2 protein-coding genes are annotated in these 20,583 nt (G+C 74.3%); both read right to left on the bottom strand.

Features of this window, described 5'->3' with window-relative positions:
- Positions 1-91: 91 nt before the first annotated feature.
- The gene (locus tag OG989_RS19895; RefSeq protein WP_327028040.1) at positions 92-952 is read right to left on the bottom strand and encodes a metallophosphoesterase family protein; all 861 of its coding nucleotides are present in this window, start codon (positions 950-952) and stop codon (positions 92-94) included.
- A gap of 245 nt (positions 953-1,197) precedes the next feature.
- A complete protein-coding gene (locus OG989_RS19890; RefSeq protein WP_327028039.1) occupies positions 1,198-20,562 on the bottom strand; it encodes a type I polyketide synthase in 19,365 nt (6,454 codons plus the stop codon).
- Between the last annotated feature and the right edge of the window lie 21 nt (positions 20,563-20,583).

Here is a 20,583-nt window from a genome sequence, read left to right as displayed (position 1 = left end):
GCCCAACCCCTAGAGAACCCCTGATCGACCGGCCCGTGAGGGCCGTCGCGGCGGGTCCCGGACAAAGCGGTGACCAGCATCGCGACGGCGCTCAGGCGGGCTGTCCGGCAACCGCCGGCAGGATGCGGCGCAGCCGCCCCGGCGGCGTCGAGCGGCGACGCCACTCCCGTGGGTAGCCCACCGAGACCTCTTCGAAGCGGACCCCGTCGTACCAGGTGGTGCGCGGGATGTGCAGGTGGCCGTAGACGGCGACGCGGGCGTCGAACCGGACGTGCCAGTCGGCGGTGGCCTCGGTGCCGCACCACTGCGCGAACTCCGGGTACCGCAGGATCCGGGTGGGTTCGCGGACGAGCGGGAAGTGGTTGACCAGGACGGTGGGCAGCCCGTTGCGCTCGGCGGTGAGCCGGCGCTCGGTCAGGGCCAGCCGCGCCCGGCACCAGGCGTCGCGCGTCGGGTACGGGTCCGGATGCAGCAGGATCTCGTCGGTGCAGACCACGCCGACCTCGTGGGCCCGCGCCAGGGCCTGCTCCTTCGTGTACGTCCCGGCCGGCCGGAAGCTGTAGTCGTAGAGCAGGAACAGCGGCGCGATCAGGACCGGGTCGTCGCCCTGCGGGTCCCAGACGGGGTACGGGTCCTCCGGAGTCACCACCCCGAGCCCGCGGCACAGCTCCACCAGGTGCTGGTAGCGCGCGTCTCCCCGCAGCTGGATCGGGTCCTCGCGGGGGGTCCAGAGCTCGTGGTTGCCGGGGGCCCAGATCACCTTGGCGAACCGGTTGCTGAGCAGTCCCAGCGCCCACTCGATGTCGGCGACGAACTCCCCGACGTCGCCGGCGACGATGAGCCAGTCGCCGTCGCGCTCCGGCCGCAGCCGCTCGACGATCGCCTTGTTCTCCGCGTGGACCACGTGCAGGTCACTGATGGCGAGCAACTGAGGCAGGCCGGATCCGGCCATGCGGACCTCCCGTCCATCCGGGGTACCGCACGCACCCACATCCGTACCGCTCGGCTGCCGGTGGGCAGGGCGAGACGGCCTGACGGGCTCCGACCCTACGGAGCCGGGCCCGCACCGGCACACCCCTAGACGGGATCCGTGCACCCCTAGGCAGCCGCACCTGCCCGACGGCGCCGGTCAGGCGTCCGGCGCCGCCAGGTGTCCCTTTCCCCGGCCCGTCCTGCCCGGGGTCGGGCAGTGTCCGCTCAGGACTTGCCGAACTCCCGCTGGATGATGTCGAAGAGCTCGTCCCGGCTCGCCGACTCCAACTCCTCCGGGGCGGCCGGCGCGGATGCGGTGGCGGCGGGTCGTCCCCGCCACCTGGCCAGCAGGTCCTCCAGCCGACCGACGACCGCGTCGTCGACCTGGTCGCCCGGCAGCCCGCCGAGGAGCTTGTCGAGGCGTTCGATCTCGGCCACGATCGGCAACGCCGGCTGCTCGGGCGCCAACTCGGCCCGCAGGTGACCGGCGAGCGCGTTCGGGGTGGGATGGTCGAAGACGAGGGTGGCGGGCAGCCCGATGCCCGTTGCGGCGGTCAGCCGGTTGCGCAGCTCGACGGCGGTGAGTGAGTCGAAGCCCAGTTCGAGGAAGCCGCGGGCGGGCCTGATCCCGCTCGGCGTGGCGTGTCCCAGCACCGCCGCGGCGGTGCCGCGGACCAGGTCGAGCAGGATGCGGTCGCGCTCCGGCCCGGAGGCGGCGGCGAGCCGCTCGCGCAGCGCCGACGCCGCGCCGCGGTCCTCGCCCTTCGGCGTCTCCTCGGCCTGTGCGGGCTGTGCTTCGGGGATGTCGGTGAACAGACGCGACGGACGCAACGCCGTGAACGACGGCACAAACCGATCCCACCGCACATCCGCCACCACCACCTGACCCTCATCACCATCCAACGCCCGCTGCAACGCCGCCACCGCCAACTCCGGAGCCATCCCCGGCAACCCACGCCGACTCAACTGCTCCCCCGCCACCCCCACCGCCATACCCGCCTCAGCCCACGGCCCCCACGCCACCGACGTCCCCACCAACCCACGACCACGCCGCGACACCACCAACCCATCCAAAAACGCATTCGCCGCCGCATACCCCACCTGACCCGCCGAACCCCACACCCCCGCAATCGACGAAAACACCACAAACGCATCCAAATCCAAACCAGCAGTCAACTCATCCAACACCACCGCACCACCAACCTTCGCCCGCAACACCTCCTCCACCTCACCCACACCCACCTCACCCAACGGCGTCAACTGCGCCGCACCCGCCGCATGCACCACCGCCCGCAACCGCTCACCCCGACCCACCAAATCCCCCAACAACCCCGCCACCGCACCACGATCCGCCACATCACAACCCACCACCGACACCCGCACACCCAAACCCTCCAACCGCCCCACCAACTCACCCACACCCGGCGCACCACCACCCCGCCGACTCACCAACACCACATGCTCCGCACCCACACCCACCGCCCACAACGCCACCCGCGCACCCAACGCCCCCGTACCACCCGTCACCAACACCGTCCCCGACAACCGAAAACCACCAGCACCCGCAGTCGTCGGAGAACCCGCACGCACCAACCGCCGCACAAACACACCCGACGACCGCAACGCCACCTGATCCTCACCACCAGCCGACGACAACACCCCACACAACCGACCCCACACACCCCCATCCAACAACCCCGGCAAATCCACCAAACCACCCCACCGCAACGGCACCTCCAAACCCACCACCCGACCCAAACCCCACACCGCAGCACCCGCGACATCCGCCAGCTCGTCCGAGCCGCCGACCGACACCGCCCCACGCGTCAGCCACCACAGCCGGCCCGACCCACCGACGTCGGTCAGCGCCTGCACCACGGCCAGCGCCGTCGACACCTCGGCGGCGGCCGGAACCGGGGACTCCTCCCGCGGCTCGGCCAGCGACAGCAGGGACACCACGTGGGCGTCCCGGTCGTCGGAGCCCATCGCCTCCCGCAGCAGCCGCGCCACCCGGTCGCGGTCGGCGCCGGCCGGGACCAGCACCGGGACCGCCCGGTCGGCCCGGGCGGCCAGCGCCGCGGCCACCGGGTGGTCCTCCTGCCCGGGCGCCATCAGCAGCAGCCAGGTCCCCGCCAACGTCGCGGAGTCCGGCACGGCGGCCGTACGCCACGTCGCCCGGTACCGCCAGGAGTCGACGACGGCCCGCTGCTGCGTCGCCCGCCGCCACCGGGCGAGCTTGGGCAGCAGCGCCGTGGACGGCTCGTCCGCGCCCACGGCGAGCTCCTCGCCCAGCACGCCGAGGTCCCCGGACTCGACCGCCGCCCAGAACTGCTCGTCGGACGGGGCGCCGGCCCGCTCCGGAGCCGAGCCGGGCTGGGGGTCCTCCAGCCAGTAGCGCTGCCGGTCGAAGGCGTAGGTGGGCAGTTCCACCGCGCGCGGCCGGGCGCCGGTCTGGCCGAGGTACGCCGCCCAGTCGACGGCCACGCCGGCGGCCCAGAGCTGCCCGACGGCATTGGTGAGGGTGGTGACGTCGGGCTGGCTGCGGCGCAGCGTGGCGACGTACCGCACCTCGTCGGCAGTGTCCGCCTCGGCGGCCATGGCGGTGAGGACCGCGTCGGGGCCGACCTCCAGGAAGGTGTCCACCCCCTGCGCCCGCAACGCCGCCACACCATCGGCGAACCGCACCGGCTGCCGCACGTGCCGCACCCAGTAGCCGGGATCGGTGATCTCTGCGGCGTCCGCCACCGCGCCGGTCACGTTCGACACGATCGGCACCCGCGGCGACCGCCACTCCAGCCCCGCCACCACCGACGCGAACTCCTCCAGCATCGGCTCCATCAACCGCGAATGGAACGCGTGACTGACCGCCAGGTCCTTCGTCCGCCAACCCCGCTCACGACAGGCCGCCACCACCGACGCCACCTCGCCGGCGGCACCCGAGACCACCACCGACGCGGGACCGTTCACCGCCGCGACGTCGACCGCCGCACCCACAGCTTCGATGATCTCCCGCACATCGGCCTCAGCCACACCGACCGCCGCCATCACACCGCCGGCCGGCAGCGCCTGCATCAACCGACCCCGCGCCGCCACCAGCGTGCACGCATCCGCCAGCGACAACACCCCCGACACGTACGCCGCCGTCACCTCACCGATCGAGTGACCCGCCAGGAAGTCCGCCCGCACACCCCACGACGCAAGCAGCTCCCACAACGCCACCTCGACCGCGAACAACCCCGCCTGCGCGAAGACGGTCTGATCCAAGAGGCCGGCGTCGGCCGAACCCGCCTCCGCGAACACCACCTCGCGCAGCGCGCGCGGCAGGTGCGGATCGATCTCCGCGCACACCTCGTCGAACGACGCCGCAAAGACCGGGAACGCGTCATACAGCTCGCGACCCATGCCCACGCGCTGCGAACCCTGCCCCGTGAACAACACCGCCCGGCGACCCGCCGACACCACACCCGAGACGTGGCCCTCGGCCACCGTCGCGAGGCCTGCCGCCAGCTCGTCCACGTCCGAGCCCCACACGACCGCCCGGTGCTCCAACGCCGCCCGGGTGGTCGCCAACGACCACGACACATCCGCCACCGCAAGGCCGGACCGGGACCGCACGAACGACGCCAACCGCCCCGCCTGACCCGCCAGACCCCGCTCGGAGCGACCCGAGACCACCCACGGCACCGGCACCCCGACCGCCGCGGCCGGCGCGTACTCCAGCGCCGGCTCCGGCTCCGGCTGCTCGATGATCACGTGCGCGTTCGTGCCGGAGATGCCGAACGACGACACACCCGCCCGCCGAGGACGCCCCGCCCCCGGCCACTCACGCGACGCCGTCACCAGCTCCACCGCACCCGACGCCCAGTCCACATGCGACGACGGCGCATCCACGTGCAACGTCGCCGGCACCATCCCATGCCGCATCGCCAAGATCATCTTGATGATCCCGGCCACCCCCGCAGCCGCCTGCGTGTGACCGATGTTCGACTTCACCGACCCCAACAACAACGGCACATCCCGACCCTGCCCATACGTCGCCAACAACGCCTGAGCCTCAATCGGATCACCCAACGACGTACCCGTACCGTGCGCCTCCACCACATCCACATCAACCGCCGACAAACCCGCAGACGCCAACGCCTGCCGGATCACCCGCTGCTGCGACGGACCATTCGGCGCCGTCAACCCGTTCGACGCACCATCCTGATTCACCGCCGAACCGCGCACCACCGCCAGCACCCGGCGGCCGTCGCGTTGCGCGTCCGACAGCCGCTGCACCACGAGCACGCCGACGCCCTCGGACCAGCCCGTGCCGTCCGCGGCGTCCGAGAACGACTTGCAGCGGCCGTCGGCGGACAGGCCGCCCTGGATCGAGAACTCGGCGAAGGTGCCCGGTGAGGCCATCACGGTGACGCCGCCGGCCAGGGCGAGGTCGCACTCGCCGGACCGCAGCGCCTGCGCCGCGAGGTGCAACGCGACCAGCGACGACGAACACGCCGTGTCCACCGTCACCGCCGGACCCTCGAACCCGAACGAGTACGCCACCCGGCCCGACAACACGCTTGTCGCGTTGCCGGTGAGCAGGTGGCCGCCGACCTCCTGGGCCCGACCGACCGACCCGCTGGCGTACCCCTGGAAGCTGGCCCCGGCGAAGACGCCGACCGCGCCACCCCGCAGGCTGGTCGGATCGATGCCCGCCGATTCGACGGCCTCCCACGACGTTTCCAGCAGCAGCCGCTGCTGCGGGTCCATGGCGAGGGCCTCGCGCGGTGAGATGCCGAAGAACTCGGCGTCGAACTCACCGGCGTCGTAGACGAAGCCGCCCCTGCGGGCGAAGGACGTGTCGGACAGGCCGCTGTTGAGGAAGCTGTCCCAGCCCCGGTCGAGGGGGAACTCGGAGATGCCGTCGCGTCCCGTGGAGAGCAGTTGCCACAGTTCTTCCGGGGACCCGACGCCACCCGGAAGGCGGCAGCCCATCCCGACGATCACGATCGGGTCGTCGTCCACGGTGGCGACCCTGCGGTCGGCCGGCGCGGCACCCGATGCTCCGAGCACGGTCTCCCGGATGAAGGCGACCAGGGCGGCCGGCGTCGGGTGGTCGAAGACCAGGGTGGAGGGCAACGCGAGGCCCGTTTCGGCGGTCAGCCGGTTGCGCAGCTCGACGGCGGTGAGCGAGTCGAAGCCGAGACGCTGGAATGCCCGGTCCGGCCGCACCGCCTCCACGGTGGCGTGGCCGAGCACCGCGGCGACCTGGGAGCGTACGAGGTCCAGGAGGGACGCCTCGACCTCCGGCGGCGTCAGGGCCGCGAGCCGCTCGCGCAGTGCGGAGGCCCGGTCGGTGGGGCCGGTCTCGGCTCGGGCGGCCGCCTCGATCGCCGCCTGCGCCTCGGGGATGTCGGTGAACAGACGCGACGGACGCAACGCCGTGAACGACGGCACAAACCGATCCCACCGCACATCCGCCACCACCACCTGACCCTCATCACCATCCAACGCCCGCTGCAACGCCGCCACCGCCAACTCCGGAGCCATCCCCGGCAACCCACGCCGACTCAACTGCTCCCCCGCCACCCCCACCGCCATACCCGCCTCAGCCCACGGCCCCCACGCCACCGACGTCCCCACCAACCCACGACCACGCCGCGACACCACCAACCCATCCAAAAACGCATTCGCCGCCGCATACCCCACCTGACCCGCCGAACCCCACACCCCCGCAATCGACGAAAACACCACAAACGCATCCAAATCCAAACCAGCAGTCAACTCATCCAACACCACCGCACCACCAACCTTCGCCCGCAACACCTCCTCCACCTCACCCACACCCACCTCACCCAACGGCGTCAACTGCGCCGCACCCGCCGCATGCACCACCGCCCGCAACCGCTCACCCCGACCCACCAAATCCCCCAACAACCCCGCCACCGCACCACGATCCGCCACATCACAACCCACCACCGACACCCGCACACCCAAACCCTCCAACCGCCCCACCAACTCACCCACACCCGGCGCACCACCACCCCGCCGACTCACCAACACCACATGCTCCGCACCCACACCCACCGCCCACAACGCCACCCGCGCACCCAACGCCCCCGTACCACCCGTCACCAACACCGTCCCCGACAACCGAAAACCACCAGCACCCGCAGTCGTCGGAGAACCCGCACGCACCAACCGCCGCACAAACACACCCGACGACCGCAACGCCACCTGATCCTCACCACCAGCCGACGACAACACCCCACACAACCGACCCCACACACCCCCATCCAACAACCCCGGCAAATCCACCAAACCACCCCACCGCAACGGCACCTCCAAACCCACCACCCGACCCAAACCCCACACCGCAGCACCCACCACGTCGGTCAGGGGCTCCGCGTCGTCCACGGAGACCGCCCCACGGGTGAGCCACCAGAGCCGCCCCTGGACCTCCGTCGTGGCCAGCGCCTGCGCCACCGCCAGCGCCTCGACCACGCCCGCTCCGGCCAGCGACAGCAGCGAGACAAGCCCGGCGACCGGCTTCCCGGCCTCCACCGCTCCGGCCAGTCGGCGCGCGATCTCGTCCCGGTCCAGCGCGTCCAGCACCACCGGCACCACCTCGGCGCCCCGCTGCGCCAGCCCGGCCAGCAGCGGGTGGTCCTCCTGGCCGGGAACCATCAGCACCAGCCAGGAGCCGGTCAGGTTCTCGTTCCCGGTCGCGTCCTGGCGTCGCCACACCACGCGGTAGCGCCAGGAATCCACGGTCGACTGCTGCTGTGCGGCCCGCCGCCACTGCGCGAGCTTCGGCAGGACCGCGCTGAACGGTTCGTCCGCGCCGACGCCCAGCTCGCCGCCGACCAGGTCGGGGTCGCCGGACTCCACGGCCGCCCAGAACCGCCCGTCGAGAGCCTCGCCGTGCGCGTCCCGGCGGGCCACGGGCGCCGCCTCGGGCCAGTACCAGGTGTGGTCGAAGGCGTACGTGGGCAGGTCGACCACGCCCGGCCGGGCGCCGACCTGACCGTGGTAGGCAGCCCAGTCGACCGGCACACCCGCCACCCACAACTGCCCCAACGCCGCCGTCACCGCGGCGACCTCCGACTGGTCCCGCCGCGACGCCGGAACCCGCCGCACCCCCGCATCCGCGACGATCTCCGCCACCATCGCCGTCAACGTCGCATCCGGACCCACCTCCAGGAAGGTGTCCACCCCCAGCGCCCGCAACGCCACCACACCATCGGCGAACCGCACCGGCTGCCGCACGTGCCGCACCCAGTACTCCGGATCCACCAGCTCCAACGGGTCCGCCACGGCACCCGTCACGTTCGACACCACCGCGACGCGCGGCACCCGCCAGTCGAGCCCCGCCACCACCGACGCGAACTCGTCGAGCATCGGCTCCATCAGGCGGGAGTGGAACGCGTGACTGACCGACAGCTCCTTGACCCGCCAACCCCGCTCACGGGCGGCAGCCACCACCGGGGCCACCTCGCCCGCGGCACCCGAGACCACCACCGACGCGGGACCGTTGACCGCCGCGATGTCCACCGCCGCACCCGACGCCTCGATCAGCTCGGCGACAGCCTCCTCCGACGCGCCGACGGCCGCCATGACGCCGCCGGCCGGCAACGCCTGCATCAACCGGCCCCGCGCCGCCACCAGCGTGCACGCGTCCGGCAGGGACAGCATCCCCGACACGTACGCCGCCGTCACCTCACCGATCGAGTGACCCGCCAGGAAGTCCGCCCGCACACCCCACGACAACAACAACTCCCACAACGCCACCTCGACCGCGAACAACCCCGCCTGCGCGAAGACGGTCTGATCCAACAGAGCAGCAGCTTCCGAACCCGGCTCCGCGAACACCACCTCACGCAGCGCACGCGGCAACAAGCCGTCGAAACGCGCGCACACCTCGTCGAACGACGCCGCAAAGACCGGGAACGCGTCATACAGCTCCCGGCCCATCCCGACGCGCTGCGAACCCTGACCCGTGAACAACACCGCCCGGCGGCCCGCCGACATCACGCCCGACACCGCCGGCCGCCCCTCGGCCACCGCCGACAGACCAACAACCAGGTCGTCCACCGACGAGCCCCACACCACCGCCCGGTACTCCAACGCCGCCCGGGTCGTCGCCAACGACCACGACACGTCCACCGGCGACAGGCCACGATCGCGCACGAACGACGCCAACCGCCCCGCCTGACCCGCCAGGCCCCGCTCGGAGCGCCCCGACACCACCCACGGCACCGGCAGGCCCACGGACGCGCCCCCGGCGGCCGCCGGAACCGGCACCCCGTCCGCCGATCCACCCCGGTCGGCCTCGCCGCGCAGCTCCGCACCCGAGGGGCGGACGGACTCCGCTGCCGCCACCGGCTCCGCAGCCGACGCGGCCGCAGCCCCCAGCACCGGCTGCGAGGCGGGTTCCGCCGCCAACTCCGGCTGCTCGATGATCACGTGCGCGTTCGTGCCGGAGATGCCGAACGACGACACACCCGCCCGCCGAGGACGCCCCGCCCCCGGCCACTCACGCGACGCCGTCACCAGCTCCACCGCACCCGACGCCCAGTCCACATGCGACGACGGCGCATCCACGTGCAACGTCGCCGGCACCATCCCATGCCGCATCGCCAAGATCATCTTGATGATCCCGGCCACCCCCGCAGCCGCCTGCGTGTGACCGATGTTCGACTTCACCGACCCCAACAACAACGGCACATCCCGACCCTGCCCATACGTCGCCAACAACGCCTGAGCCTCAATCGGATCACCCAACGACGTACCGGTGCCGTGTGCCTCCACCACGTCCACGTCGGCCGTGGACAGACCCGCACTCGCGAGGGCCTGCCGGATCACCCGCTGCTGCGACGGACCGTTCGGCGCCGTCAACCCGTTCGACGCACCATCCTGATTCACCGCCGAACCGCGTACCACCGCCAGGATGCGACGCCCGTCGCGCCGCGCGTCCGACAGGCGCTGCACCACGAGCACGCCGACGCCCTCGCCCCACGCGGTACCGTCCGCCGACTCGGCGAAGGCCTTGCAGCGGCCGTCCGCCGACAGCCCGCCCTGGCGGGAGAACTCGATGAAGGCACCCGGGGTGGCCATCACGGTGACGCCGCCGGCCAGGGCCAGGTCGCACTCGCCCGACCGCAGCGCCTGCACAGCCAGGTGCAACGCCACCAGCGACGACGAACACGCCGTGTCCACCGTCACCGCCGGCCCCTCGAACCCGAACGAGTACGCCACCCGGCCCGACAACACGCTTGCGGAGGCGCCGGTCGCACCGAATCCGGCGAGCGCCTCCCCGGCCTGGCGTACGACGGTCTCGTAGTCCTGCCCGTTCGTGCCGGCGAACACCCCGACCCGGTCGCCGCGCAGCGCGAGGGGCTCGATCCGGGCGTCCTCGAACGCCTCCCAGGCGACCTCCAGCAGCAGCCGCTGCTGCGGGTCCATGGCCAGCGCCTCGCGCGGCGAGATGCCGAAGAACTCCGCGTCGAAGCCACCCGCGTCGGCCAGGAAGGCCCCGCGCGAGACGTAGGAGTCGGTGCCGGCCAGGGACTCCAGGTCCCAGTGCCGGTTGGTCGGGAAGCCCGACATCGCGTCGGCGCCGGCCGTCAGCAGGTCCCAGAGCCCCTCCGGGGACTCGGCTCCGGCCGGGAAACGGCAGCCCATGCCGACGATGACGATCGGGTCGTCGCCCACGACGGGGCCGGTGGTGGCGAGGACGGGCAGCGCCTGCCCGCCGAGCAGCTCGGCGTGGATGTGGCCGGCCAGGGCCGCCGAGTTCGGGTAGTCGAAGGCGAGCGTGGTCGGCAGCGCGAGGCCGGTCGCGGCGTCGAGCCGGTTGCGCAGCTCGACCGCCGCCAGCGACGTGAAGCCGAGGTCCTGGAAGGCCCGGTCCGGTGCCACCCGCTCGGCGGACTCGTGGCCCAGCACGGCCGCGACCTCGGCACGCACGAGCTCGCCGAGGGCGCGCAGCTGCTCCGCACCGGACATTCCCGCCAGGCGGAGGCGCAGGTCGGCCGCCGGCACGGGGGCGTCGGCCGCCGCGCCGGCCTCGGCCAGCAGGTCGCGGACCAGCGGGTGCGGGCGCCGACCGCCGGCGGCGGCCACCCGGGCCCAGTCGATGTCGGCCACCACGAGGTACGTCTCGTCGCGGTCCAGCGCCCGGGTGAGGGCGCGTACGGCCGTCTCCGGTGCCATCGCGCCGAAGCCGGTGCGGCTCAGCCGCTGCTCGAACTCACCGGCGCTCACCCCGCCGTCGGCCCACAGGCCCCAGGCGAGCGAGGTCGCCGGCAGCCCCTCCGCGCGACGCCGCTGCGCCAGCGCGTCGAGGAAGGCGTTGCCCGGCGCGTAGGTGGTCTGCCCGGCGGCGCCCATGAGGCCGGCGAGGGAGGAGAAGAGGACGAAGGCGGAGAGGTCGGTGCCCCGGGTCAGCTCGTCCAGGTTGCGCGCGGCGTCGACCTTCGCCCGCAGGGCGGTGGCCAGCTGGTCGACGCCGACGGCGTCGACGACGTTGTCGTCGAGGGCGGCGGCGGTGTGCACGACGGCGCTCAGCGGAAGCTCGGCGGGGATCGAGTCGAGCAGCGCCGCGAGCGCGGCCCGGTCGGCCACGTCGCAGGACGCGAGGGTGACCCGGGTGCCGAGCCCGGCGAGTTCCTCGGCGAGGGCGGTCGCGCCGGGCGCCTCGCCACCCCGCCGGCTGACCAGCAGGAGGTGTTCGGCTCCTTCGGCGGCCAGCGTGCGGGCGACGTGTCCCCCGAGCGCCCCGGTGCCGCCGGTGATCAGCACCGTGCCGCGCGGCGTCCAGGAACGGCGCGCACCGGTGTCGCCGTACGTCGCACGAACGAGCCGGCGGGCGTGGCCGCCGGTACCGCGGAGGGCGACCTCGTCCTCCTGACCGGTGCCGGCGATCAGCGTCCGGAGCATGCGCACGACGCCCTGGTCGGGCTGCTCGGGGACGTCGACGAGCCCGCCCCACCGGTGCGGGTGCTCGGCGCGCAGCACGCTGCCGAAGCCCCACGCCATGGCCTGTACGGGGTCGACGTGCCGGTCCCGGGACCCGACGGAGACCGCGCCGCGGGTGACGATCCAGAGCCGGGCGGCGATCCCGGCGTCCCCGAGCGCCTGCGCGAGCGCGACCGTGCCGGCGAGGCCCGTCGGCACGGAGGCGGCCCCGGCGTACGGCCGGGTGTCGAGGGCCAGCAGGGAGAGTACGGGCAGCACGTCCCCGTCGCGGCCGGCCGACGCCTCGGCGAGGTCGTGGGCGAGCCGCTTGCGGTCGTACGCGGCGTCGACCTCGACGATCCGCCCGCCGGCGGCGCCGAGGGCGGCGGCCCAGTCCGTCACGGCCGCGTCGGCGTCGGCCGGTACGACGAGCAGGAAGTCGGTCGCCTCGGCGCGGGCGGCGTCGTCCGCGAGCGGCTGCCAGGCCACCCGGTAGCGCCAGGAGTCGAGGGCCGCTTCGGCGTCCCGGCGGCGTCGCCAGGTGGACAGCGCCGGCAGCACGTCCGCGAGCGGAGCGTCGGCGTCGACGGCCAGGCTCTCGGCGAGGGTCGTCAGGTCCTCCGCCTCGATCGCCCGCCAGAAGTCCTCGTCGGCGGCGGTACGCCGGGCGGCGGGGGGACGGTAGGACCGCGTCGCGGCATTGATCCAGTAACGTCGATGGTCGAAGGTGTACGTGGGCAGGTCGACCACGCCCGGCCGGGCGCCGACCTGACCGTGGTAGGCAGCCCAGTCGACCGGCACACCCGCCACCCACAACTGCCCCAACGCCGCCGTCACCGCGGCGACCTCCGACTGGTCCCGCCGCGACGCCGGAACCCGCCGCACCCCCGCATCCGCGACGATCTCCGCCACCATCGCCGTCAACGTCGCATCCGGGCCAACCTCCAGGAAGGTGTCCACCCCCTGCGCCCGCAACGCCACCACACCATCGGCGAACCGCACCGGCTGCCGCACGTGCCGCACCCAGTAGCCGGGATCGGTGATCTCTGCGGCGTCCGCCACCGCGCCGGTCACGTTCGACACGATCGGCACCCGCGGCGACCGCCACTCCAGCCCCGCCACCACCGACGCGAACTCCTCCAGCATCGGCTCCATCAACCGCGAATGGAACGCGTGACTGACCGCCAGGTCCTTCGTCCGCCAACCCCGCTCACGACAGGCCGCCACCACCGACGCCACCTCGCCGGCGGCACCCGAGACCACCACCGACGCGGGACCGTTCACCGCCGCGACGTCGACCGCCGCACCCACAGCTTCGATGATCTCCCGCACATCGGCCTCAGCCACACCGACCGCCGCCATCACACCGCCGGCCGGCAGCGCCTGCATCAACCGACCCCGCGCCGCCACCAGCGTGCACGCATCCGCCAGCGACAACACCCCCGACACGTACGCCGCCGTCACCTCACCGATCGAGTGACCCGCCAGGAAGTCCGCCCGCACACCCCACGACGCAAGCAGCTCCCACAACGCCACCTCGACCGCGAACAACCCCGCCTGCGCGAAGACGGTCTGATCCAAGAGGCCGGCGTCGGCCGAACCCGCCTCCGCGAACACCACCTCGCGCAGCGCGCGCGGCAGGTGCGGATCGATCTCCGCGCACACCTCGTCGAAGGACGCCGCGAAGACCGGGAACGCGTCGTGCAGCTCCCGGCCCATGCCCACGCGCTGCGAGCCCTGGCCCGTGAAGAGCACCGCCTGGCGGCCCGCCGACACCACACCCGACGACCGGCCCTCGGCCACCGCCGACAGGCCGGCGACCAGCTCGTCCGCGTCCGAGCCCCACACCACCGCGCGATGCTCCAACGCCGCCCGGGTCGTCGCCAACGACCACGACACATCCACCGGCGACAGGCCACGATCGCGCACGAACGACGCCAACCGCGCCGCCTGGCCGGCCAGGCCCCGCTCGGAGCGTCCCGACAGCATCCACGGCACCGGCAACCCGACGGCTGCGGCAGACGCCGCGGCGGGCTCCGGCTCCGCCTGTTCGATGATCACGTGGGCGTTCGTGCCGGAGATGCCGAACGACGACACGGCCGCTCTGCGCGCGCGGCCCACACCCGGCCACTCACGCGCCTGCGTCACCAGCTCCACGGCGCCCGACGACCAGTCCACGTGCGACGAGGGCTCGTCCACGTGCAGCGTCGCCGGCACGGTCCCGTGCCGCATGGCCATGATCATCTTGATGACGCCCGCCACCCCGGCGGCGGCCTGCGTGTGGCCGATGTTCGACTTCACCGACCCCAGCAGCAGCGCGTCCCGGTCGTCGCGGTCCTGCCCGTACGTGGCGAGCAGCGCCTGGGCCTCGATGGGGTCGCCCAGCGTCGTGCCCGTGCCGTGCGCCTCCACGACGTCGACGTCGGCGACGCCCAGCCGGGCGTTCGCGAGGGCCTGGCGGATCACCCGCTGCTGCGAGGGGCCGTTCGGCGCCGTCAACCCGTTCGACGCGCCGTCCTGGTTGACGGCCGTGCCCCGCACGACCGCGAGGACCCGGCGGCCGTCGCGCCGCGCGTCCGACAGCCGCTGCACCAGCAACACGCCGACGCCCTCGGACCAGCCCGTGCCGTCCGCCGCGTCCGAGAACGACTTGCACCGGCCGTCGGGGGCCATGCCCCGCTGCCGGGAGAAGTCGATGAACGTCTCCGGGGTCGCCATCACGGTGACGCCGCCGGCCAGCGCCAGGTCGCACTCGCCCGACCGCAGCGCCTGCACCGCCAGGTGCAACGCCACCAGCGACGACGAACACGCCGTGTCCACCGTCACCGCCGGCCCCTCGAAGCCGAACGAGTACGCCACCCGGCCCGACAACACGCTGCTGGCGGTGCCGACGCCGAGGTAGCCGTCGAGGGCCTCCGGAACGTCGGCCAGCCCGGCGGCGTGGTTGTGGTACATCATGCCGGCGAACACGCCGACGGGGCGGCCCCGCAGCGCGAGCGGGTCGATCCGGGCGTCCTCGATGGCCTCCCACGAGGTCTCCAGCAGCAGCCGCTGCTGCGGATCCATGGCGAGCGCCTCGTGCGGCGAGATCTTGAACAGGTCGGCGTCGAAGTCGCCGGCGTCGGCCAGGAAGCCGCCCTCGCGGGCGTAGCTGCTGCCCCGGCGCGCGCCGGACGGGTCGTACAGGTCGTCGACGTCCCAGCCCCGGTCGGCGGGGAAGCCGGTGATGCCGTCCCCACCGGCCACGAGGAGGTCCCACAACTGCTCGGGGCTGCGTACGCCGCCCGGGTAGCGGCAGCTCATGCCGACGATCGCGATCGGCTCGTCGAGCGCCGCGACGGCGGCGACCGGGGCCGGCGGCGCACCGGCGGCGGTCCCGGTCTCGGCGTCCAGGTGCTCGGCCAGGGCGAGCGGGGTCGGGTGGTCGAAGACCAGGGTCGCCGGCAGGCGCAGGCCGGTCACCGCACCCAGCCGGTTGCGCAGCTCGACGGCGGTCAGCGAGTCGAAGCCCAGCTCGGTGAACGGGCGTCCGGCCTCGACGGCGGCGGCGTCGGCGTACCCCAGCACCGCCGCGACCTGGTCGAGGACGAGCCGCAGCAGGGCCGCGGCGCGCTCCTCGCGGTCGAGCCCGGCCAGCCGTTCGGTCAGGGCGGCGGTCTCCGCCGGACCCGACCGCGCGGCGCGACGCCGGGGCGCGCGGACCAGGCCGCGCAGGACCGACGGCAGGGTGCCCGCCTCGGCCTGGGCGCGCAGCGCCGGGCCGTCCAGCGCCATCGGCACCGTCGTGGGCAGGCCGGTCAGCAGGGCGGCGTCGAGCAGGGCGAGGCCGTCCGCCTCGGGAAGCGGCCGTACGCCCGCGCGGGCCAGCCGGTCGGTGTCGGCCCGGTCGAGGCCGGCGGTCATGCCGCCGCCCGATTCGACCCACGGTCCCCAGGCCAGGGAGTGTGCGGGGAGGCCCGCGGCCCGCCGCCGGTGCGCGAGCGCGTCCAGGAAGGCGTTGGCCGCCGCGTAGTTGGCCTGGCCGGGGCTGCCGGTCACGCCGGCCGCCGACGAGTAGGTGACGAAGAGCGCGAGGCCGTGGGCGGCGGTCAGCTCGTGCAGGTGCGCGGCGGCGTCCACCTTCGGCCGGAGCACCTCGTCGAGGGACTCGGCGGTGAGCGAGGTCAGGGTGCGGTCGGCCAGCACGCCGGCGGTGTGCACCACGCCGGTCAGCGGGTGCGCCGGGTCGATCCGGTCGAGCAGCGCGGCGAGGGCGTCGGGGTCGGCGGCGTCGCACGCCTCGACCGTCGCGGTGGCCCCCAGGTCGGCGAGGTCGGCGAGCAGGTCGGCGGCGCCGGCCGCGGCGGGCCCGCGCCGGTTGGTCAGCACCAGGTGGCGGACCCCGTGCCGGGTGACCAGGTGGCGGGCGACGAGCGCGCCCAGGGCACCGGTGCCGCCGGTGACCAGCACCGTGCCGTCCGGGTCCAGCGCCGGCGCCGGCGCGTCGGGTTCCGGGGCGGCGACGAGCCGGGGCACCCGGACCACGCCGTCGCGCACCGCCGCCTGCGGCTCGTCGGCCGACAGCAGGCCGGCGAGGGCGGACGCGGAGCTCTCCTCCTCGTCGAGGTCGACGACGAGGAACCGGCCGGGGTGTTCGGCCTGGGCGGACCGGAGCAGGCCCCACACGGCGGCGCCGGCCAGGTCGGCGACGTCGGCGTCGTCGTCCACGGCGACGGCGCCGCTGGTGAGGACGACCAGCCGGGACCCGCCGGTGTGGCGCTCGGCGGCGAGCCAGCCCTGGAGCACGGCGAGGACCTCGGCGAGCAGGTCGTGGACCGGGCCGGGGCGGGTCGCGGCGGCGCCGGCCACCGGGTACAGCACGACGTCGGGTACCCCCGCGTCGCAGAGCGCGTCGAGGTCGGCGTGCCGGGCGGCGGTCACGCCGGACGGCAGCGGCGCGGGGCGGTCGCCGAGCACCGCCCAGGTCGTGCCGTCGGGCGCGCCCACTCCGCCGGCGTGCCGGGGCCAGTCGAGGCGGAACAGCGAGCGACGCCACGGGGACCCGCCGGAGGTGAGTTCCCCGGCCGGCAGGGGCCGCAGCACCAGGGAGCCGACCCGGGCGACGGGTTCGCCGGCGGCGTCCGCGACCAGCATGGCCACCGTGTCCGCGCCGGTGGGGGTCAGCCGTACCCGCAGCGTGTCCGCGCCGTGGGCGGACAGCGTCACGTCCGACCAGGCGAACGGCAGCCGGGCCTCGCCGGGGTCGACGATGCCGAGCCCGACCGCCTGCACGGCGGCGTCGAGCAGCGCCGGGTGCAGCCCGTACGCGCCGGCGTCGTCGGCCGCTGGCTCGGGCAGCGCCACCTCGGCGTACACGTCGGTGCCGACCCGCCAGGCGGCGCGCAGCCCCTGGAAGGCAGGGCCGTACGCGAACCCGGCCCGCGCCGCCCGCCCGGTCAGCTCCGACACGTCGAGGGCGGTGGCGCCGGTCGGCGGCCAGTCCGCCAGCGTGGCGCCGCCGTCCTCGTGCGCCGGGGCGAGCAGGCCGGTGGCGTGCCGGACCCACAGGTCGTCGGTGCCGGAGCGGCGGGCGTGGACCGTCAACTGCCACGCCTCGCCGCCGGCACGCTCGGCGGCGACCTGCACGTCGACGCCGCCGGTCTCCGGCAGCACCAGCGGCGCCTGGAGGGTCAGCTCGGCGAGCCGGTCGGCGCCGACCTCCGCGCCGGCGCGCAGCGCCAGCTCCACGAAGCCGGTTCCGGGGAAGAGCACCACGTCGCGTACGGCGTGCTCGGCCAGCCAGGGCTGGCTCTCCACCGACAGCCGGCCGGTGAGCGTCACCTCGTCGCCGTCGGCCGAGCGGAACACCGCGCCGAGCAGCGGGTGGCCGGTCGGGGTCAGTCCGGCGGCGGTCACGTCGGCGGCCTGCGGCAGGGGCAGCAGCCAGTAGCGCTCGCGCTGGAACGCGTACGTCGGCAGGTCGACCGGCACGGGCGGGCCGTCGAACAGGGCCGCCCAGTCCACCGGCACGCCCCGGGCCCAGACGGTGGCGGCGGCGGCCAGCGCGGTCGCCGCCTCGTCGTGGTCGGCGCGCAGCATCGGGGCGCACACCGCCTGGTCTGCGCCGACGATCTCCTGGGTCAGCGCGGAGAGCACCCCGCCCGGCCCCACCTCGACGTACGCGCCCACCCCGAGTTCGCGCAGGGTGGCCACGGCAGCCTCGAAGCGGACGGTGTCGCGGACGTTGCGCAGCCAGTACGCCGGGGAGCGCACCTCGTCGGGGTCGAGCACCGCTCCCGTCACGGTGGAGACCACGGGGATCCGGGGCGCGGCGAAGGTCAACTGCCCGAGCACGTCGCCGAACGCGTCGAGCATCGGGTCCATCCGGGCGGAGTGGAAGGCGTGGCTGACCCGCAGCCGCTTCGTGCTGCGGCCGAGGGCCGCGAAGTGTGCGGCGACCGCCAGCACGGCGTCCTCGTCGCCGGAGACGACGACGGACTCCGGGCCGTTGACGGCGGCCAGGCCGGCGCCGGCCGCCTCGCCGGCGGTGTCCAGGTGCGCGCGCACCTCCGCCTCGGTGGCGCGGATCGACACCATCGCCCCGCCGGTGGGCAGGGCCTGCATCAGGGTGCCCCGGGCGGCGACCAGGCGCGCGGCGTCGGGCAGCGACAGCACGCCGGCGACGTGCGCGGCGGCCACCTCGCCGACCGAGTGGCCGGCCACGAAGTCCGGCACGACGCCCCAGGACTCGACGAGCCGGTAGGCCGCCACCTCGACGGCGAACAGCGCCGCCTGGGCGTAGCCGGTGCGGTCGAGCACCTCGGCGGGACCGTCGAGCACGGCGCGTACGGGCCGGTCGAGGTGCTTGTCCAGTTCGACGCAGGCGGCGTCGAAGGCCGCGGCGAAGACCGGGAACGCCGCGTACAACTGGCGGCCCATGCCGACGCGCTGGGCGCCCTGCCCGGTGCAGAGCACGGCGACGCGGGTGGGGCTGGCGACCCCGCGCCGCACGGACGCCGCCGGGACGCCGTCGGCGAGCGCGCCGAGCCCGGCGACCAGCTCGTCCCGGTCGGCCCCGAGCAGCACCGCCCGGTGTTCCAGGACGGACCGGCCGGCGGCCAGGGCCCGGCCCACGGCGGCCGGCGCGGCGTCGGGGTGCTCGGCGAGCCAGGAGCGCAGCCGGTCGGCCTGGGCGCCGAGCGCGGCGGCGCTGCGCGCGGAGACGACCCACGGCAGCGGGTCGGGTCCGGCGACGGCGTCGGTGCCGGCGGCCGGCTGCGGGGCGGGCGGGGCGGCCTCGACGATGACGTGGGCGTTGGTGCCGCTGACGCCGAAGGAGGAGACGCCGGCCCGCAGGGGCCGGGTGCCACGCGGCCACGGGCGCGGCTCGCGGAGCAGGCTCACCGCCCCGGCCGACCAGTCGACGTGCGGGGACGGCTCGTCGACGTGCAGGGTCCGCGGCAGGACGCCGTGGCGCATCGCCATGACCATCTTGATCACGCCGGCGACGCCGGCCGCGGCCTGGGTGTGCCCGAGGTTGGACTTGATCGAGCCGAGCCAGAGGGGCTGGTCCTCGGCCCGGTCCCGGCCGTACGTGGCGAGCAGCGCCTGCGCCTCGATGGGGTCGCCGAGGCGGGTGCCGGTGCCGTGGGCCTCCACCGCGTCCACGTCGGCCGGGGAGAGTCGGGCGTTCGCGAGGGCCTGGCGGATCACCCGCTGCTGGGACGGGCCGTGCGGCGCGGTGAGGCCGTTGGAGGCGCCGTCCTGGTTGACGGCCGTGCCACGGACGACGGCGAGCACCGGGTGGCCGTTGCGCTGGGCGTCGGAGAGCCGTTCCAGCAGCAGCAGGCCGGCGCCCTCGCTCCAGCCGGTGCCGTCGGCGGCGGCGGCGAAGGACTTGCAGCGCCCGTCCGGGGACAGGCCGCGCTGGCGGCTGAAGCCGACGAACGTGTCGGGGCTGGACATGACGGTGACGCCGCCGGCCAGCGCGAGCGTGCACTCGCCGGAGCGCAGGGCCTGCACGGCGAGGTGCATCGCCACCAGCGAGGACGAGCAGGCGGTGTCGACGGTCACCGCCGGGCCCTCGAACCCGAAGGTGTACGCGATGCGGCCGGAGACGACGCTGCCGTGGTTGCCGGTGCCGACGAACGCCTCGACCTCCTCCGGCACGCCGTTCAGCCGGGAGACATAGTCGTGGTACATGACGCCGGTGAAGACGCCGGTGCGGCTGCCCTTGAGCGAGTCGGCGGCGATGCCGGCCCGCTCGACCGCCTCCCAGGCGACCTCGAGCAGCAGCCGCTGCTGCGGGTCCATGGCCAGCGCCTCGCGCGGCGAGATGCCGAAGAACCCGCCGTCGAACTCGCCGGCGTCGTGCAGGAAGCCACCCTCGCGGGTGTACGACTTGCCGTGCGCGTCCGGGTCCGGGTCGTAGAGGTTCTCCACGTCCCAGCCCCGGTCCGCGGGGAACGGCGTGACGGCGTCGACGCCGGACTCGACCAGCCGCCACAGGGCCTCGGGGGTCCGCACCCCGCCCGGGTAGCGGCAGGCCATCCCCACGATCGCGATCGGCTCGTGGTTCTGCTCGTCGACGGCCCTCAGGCGTTCGCTGGTCTCGTGCAGGTCAGCGGTGACGCGCTTGAGGTACTCGCGGAGCTTGGCTTCGTTCGCCATCGGGTTGATCACCTGTCGCTA

Origin of the sequence: Micromonospora sp. NBC_01740 (genome assembly GCF_035920365.1) — a bacterium.
In the GTDB taxonomy this organism is placed as follows: Bacteria; Actinomycetota; Actinomycetes; order Mycobacteriales; family Micromonosporaceae; genus Micromonospora; species Micromonospora reichwaldensis.
The sequence above is the reverse complement of the archived record's forward strand: the minus strand, read 5'-3'. Positions and strand labels throughout refer to the sequence as shown.

Excerpts from the sequence above, each read along its gene's own strand:
- OG989_RS19890 (WP_327028039.1), bottom strand. The coding sequence starts at position 20,562 with ATGGCGAACGAAGCCAAGCTCCGCGAGTACCTCAAGCGCGTCACCGCT.
- OG989_RS19895 (WP_327028040.1), bottom strand. The coding sequence starts at position 952 with ATGGCCGGATCCGGCCTGCCTCAGTTGCTCGCCATCAGTGACCTGCAC.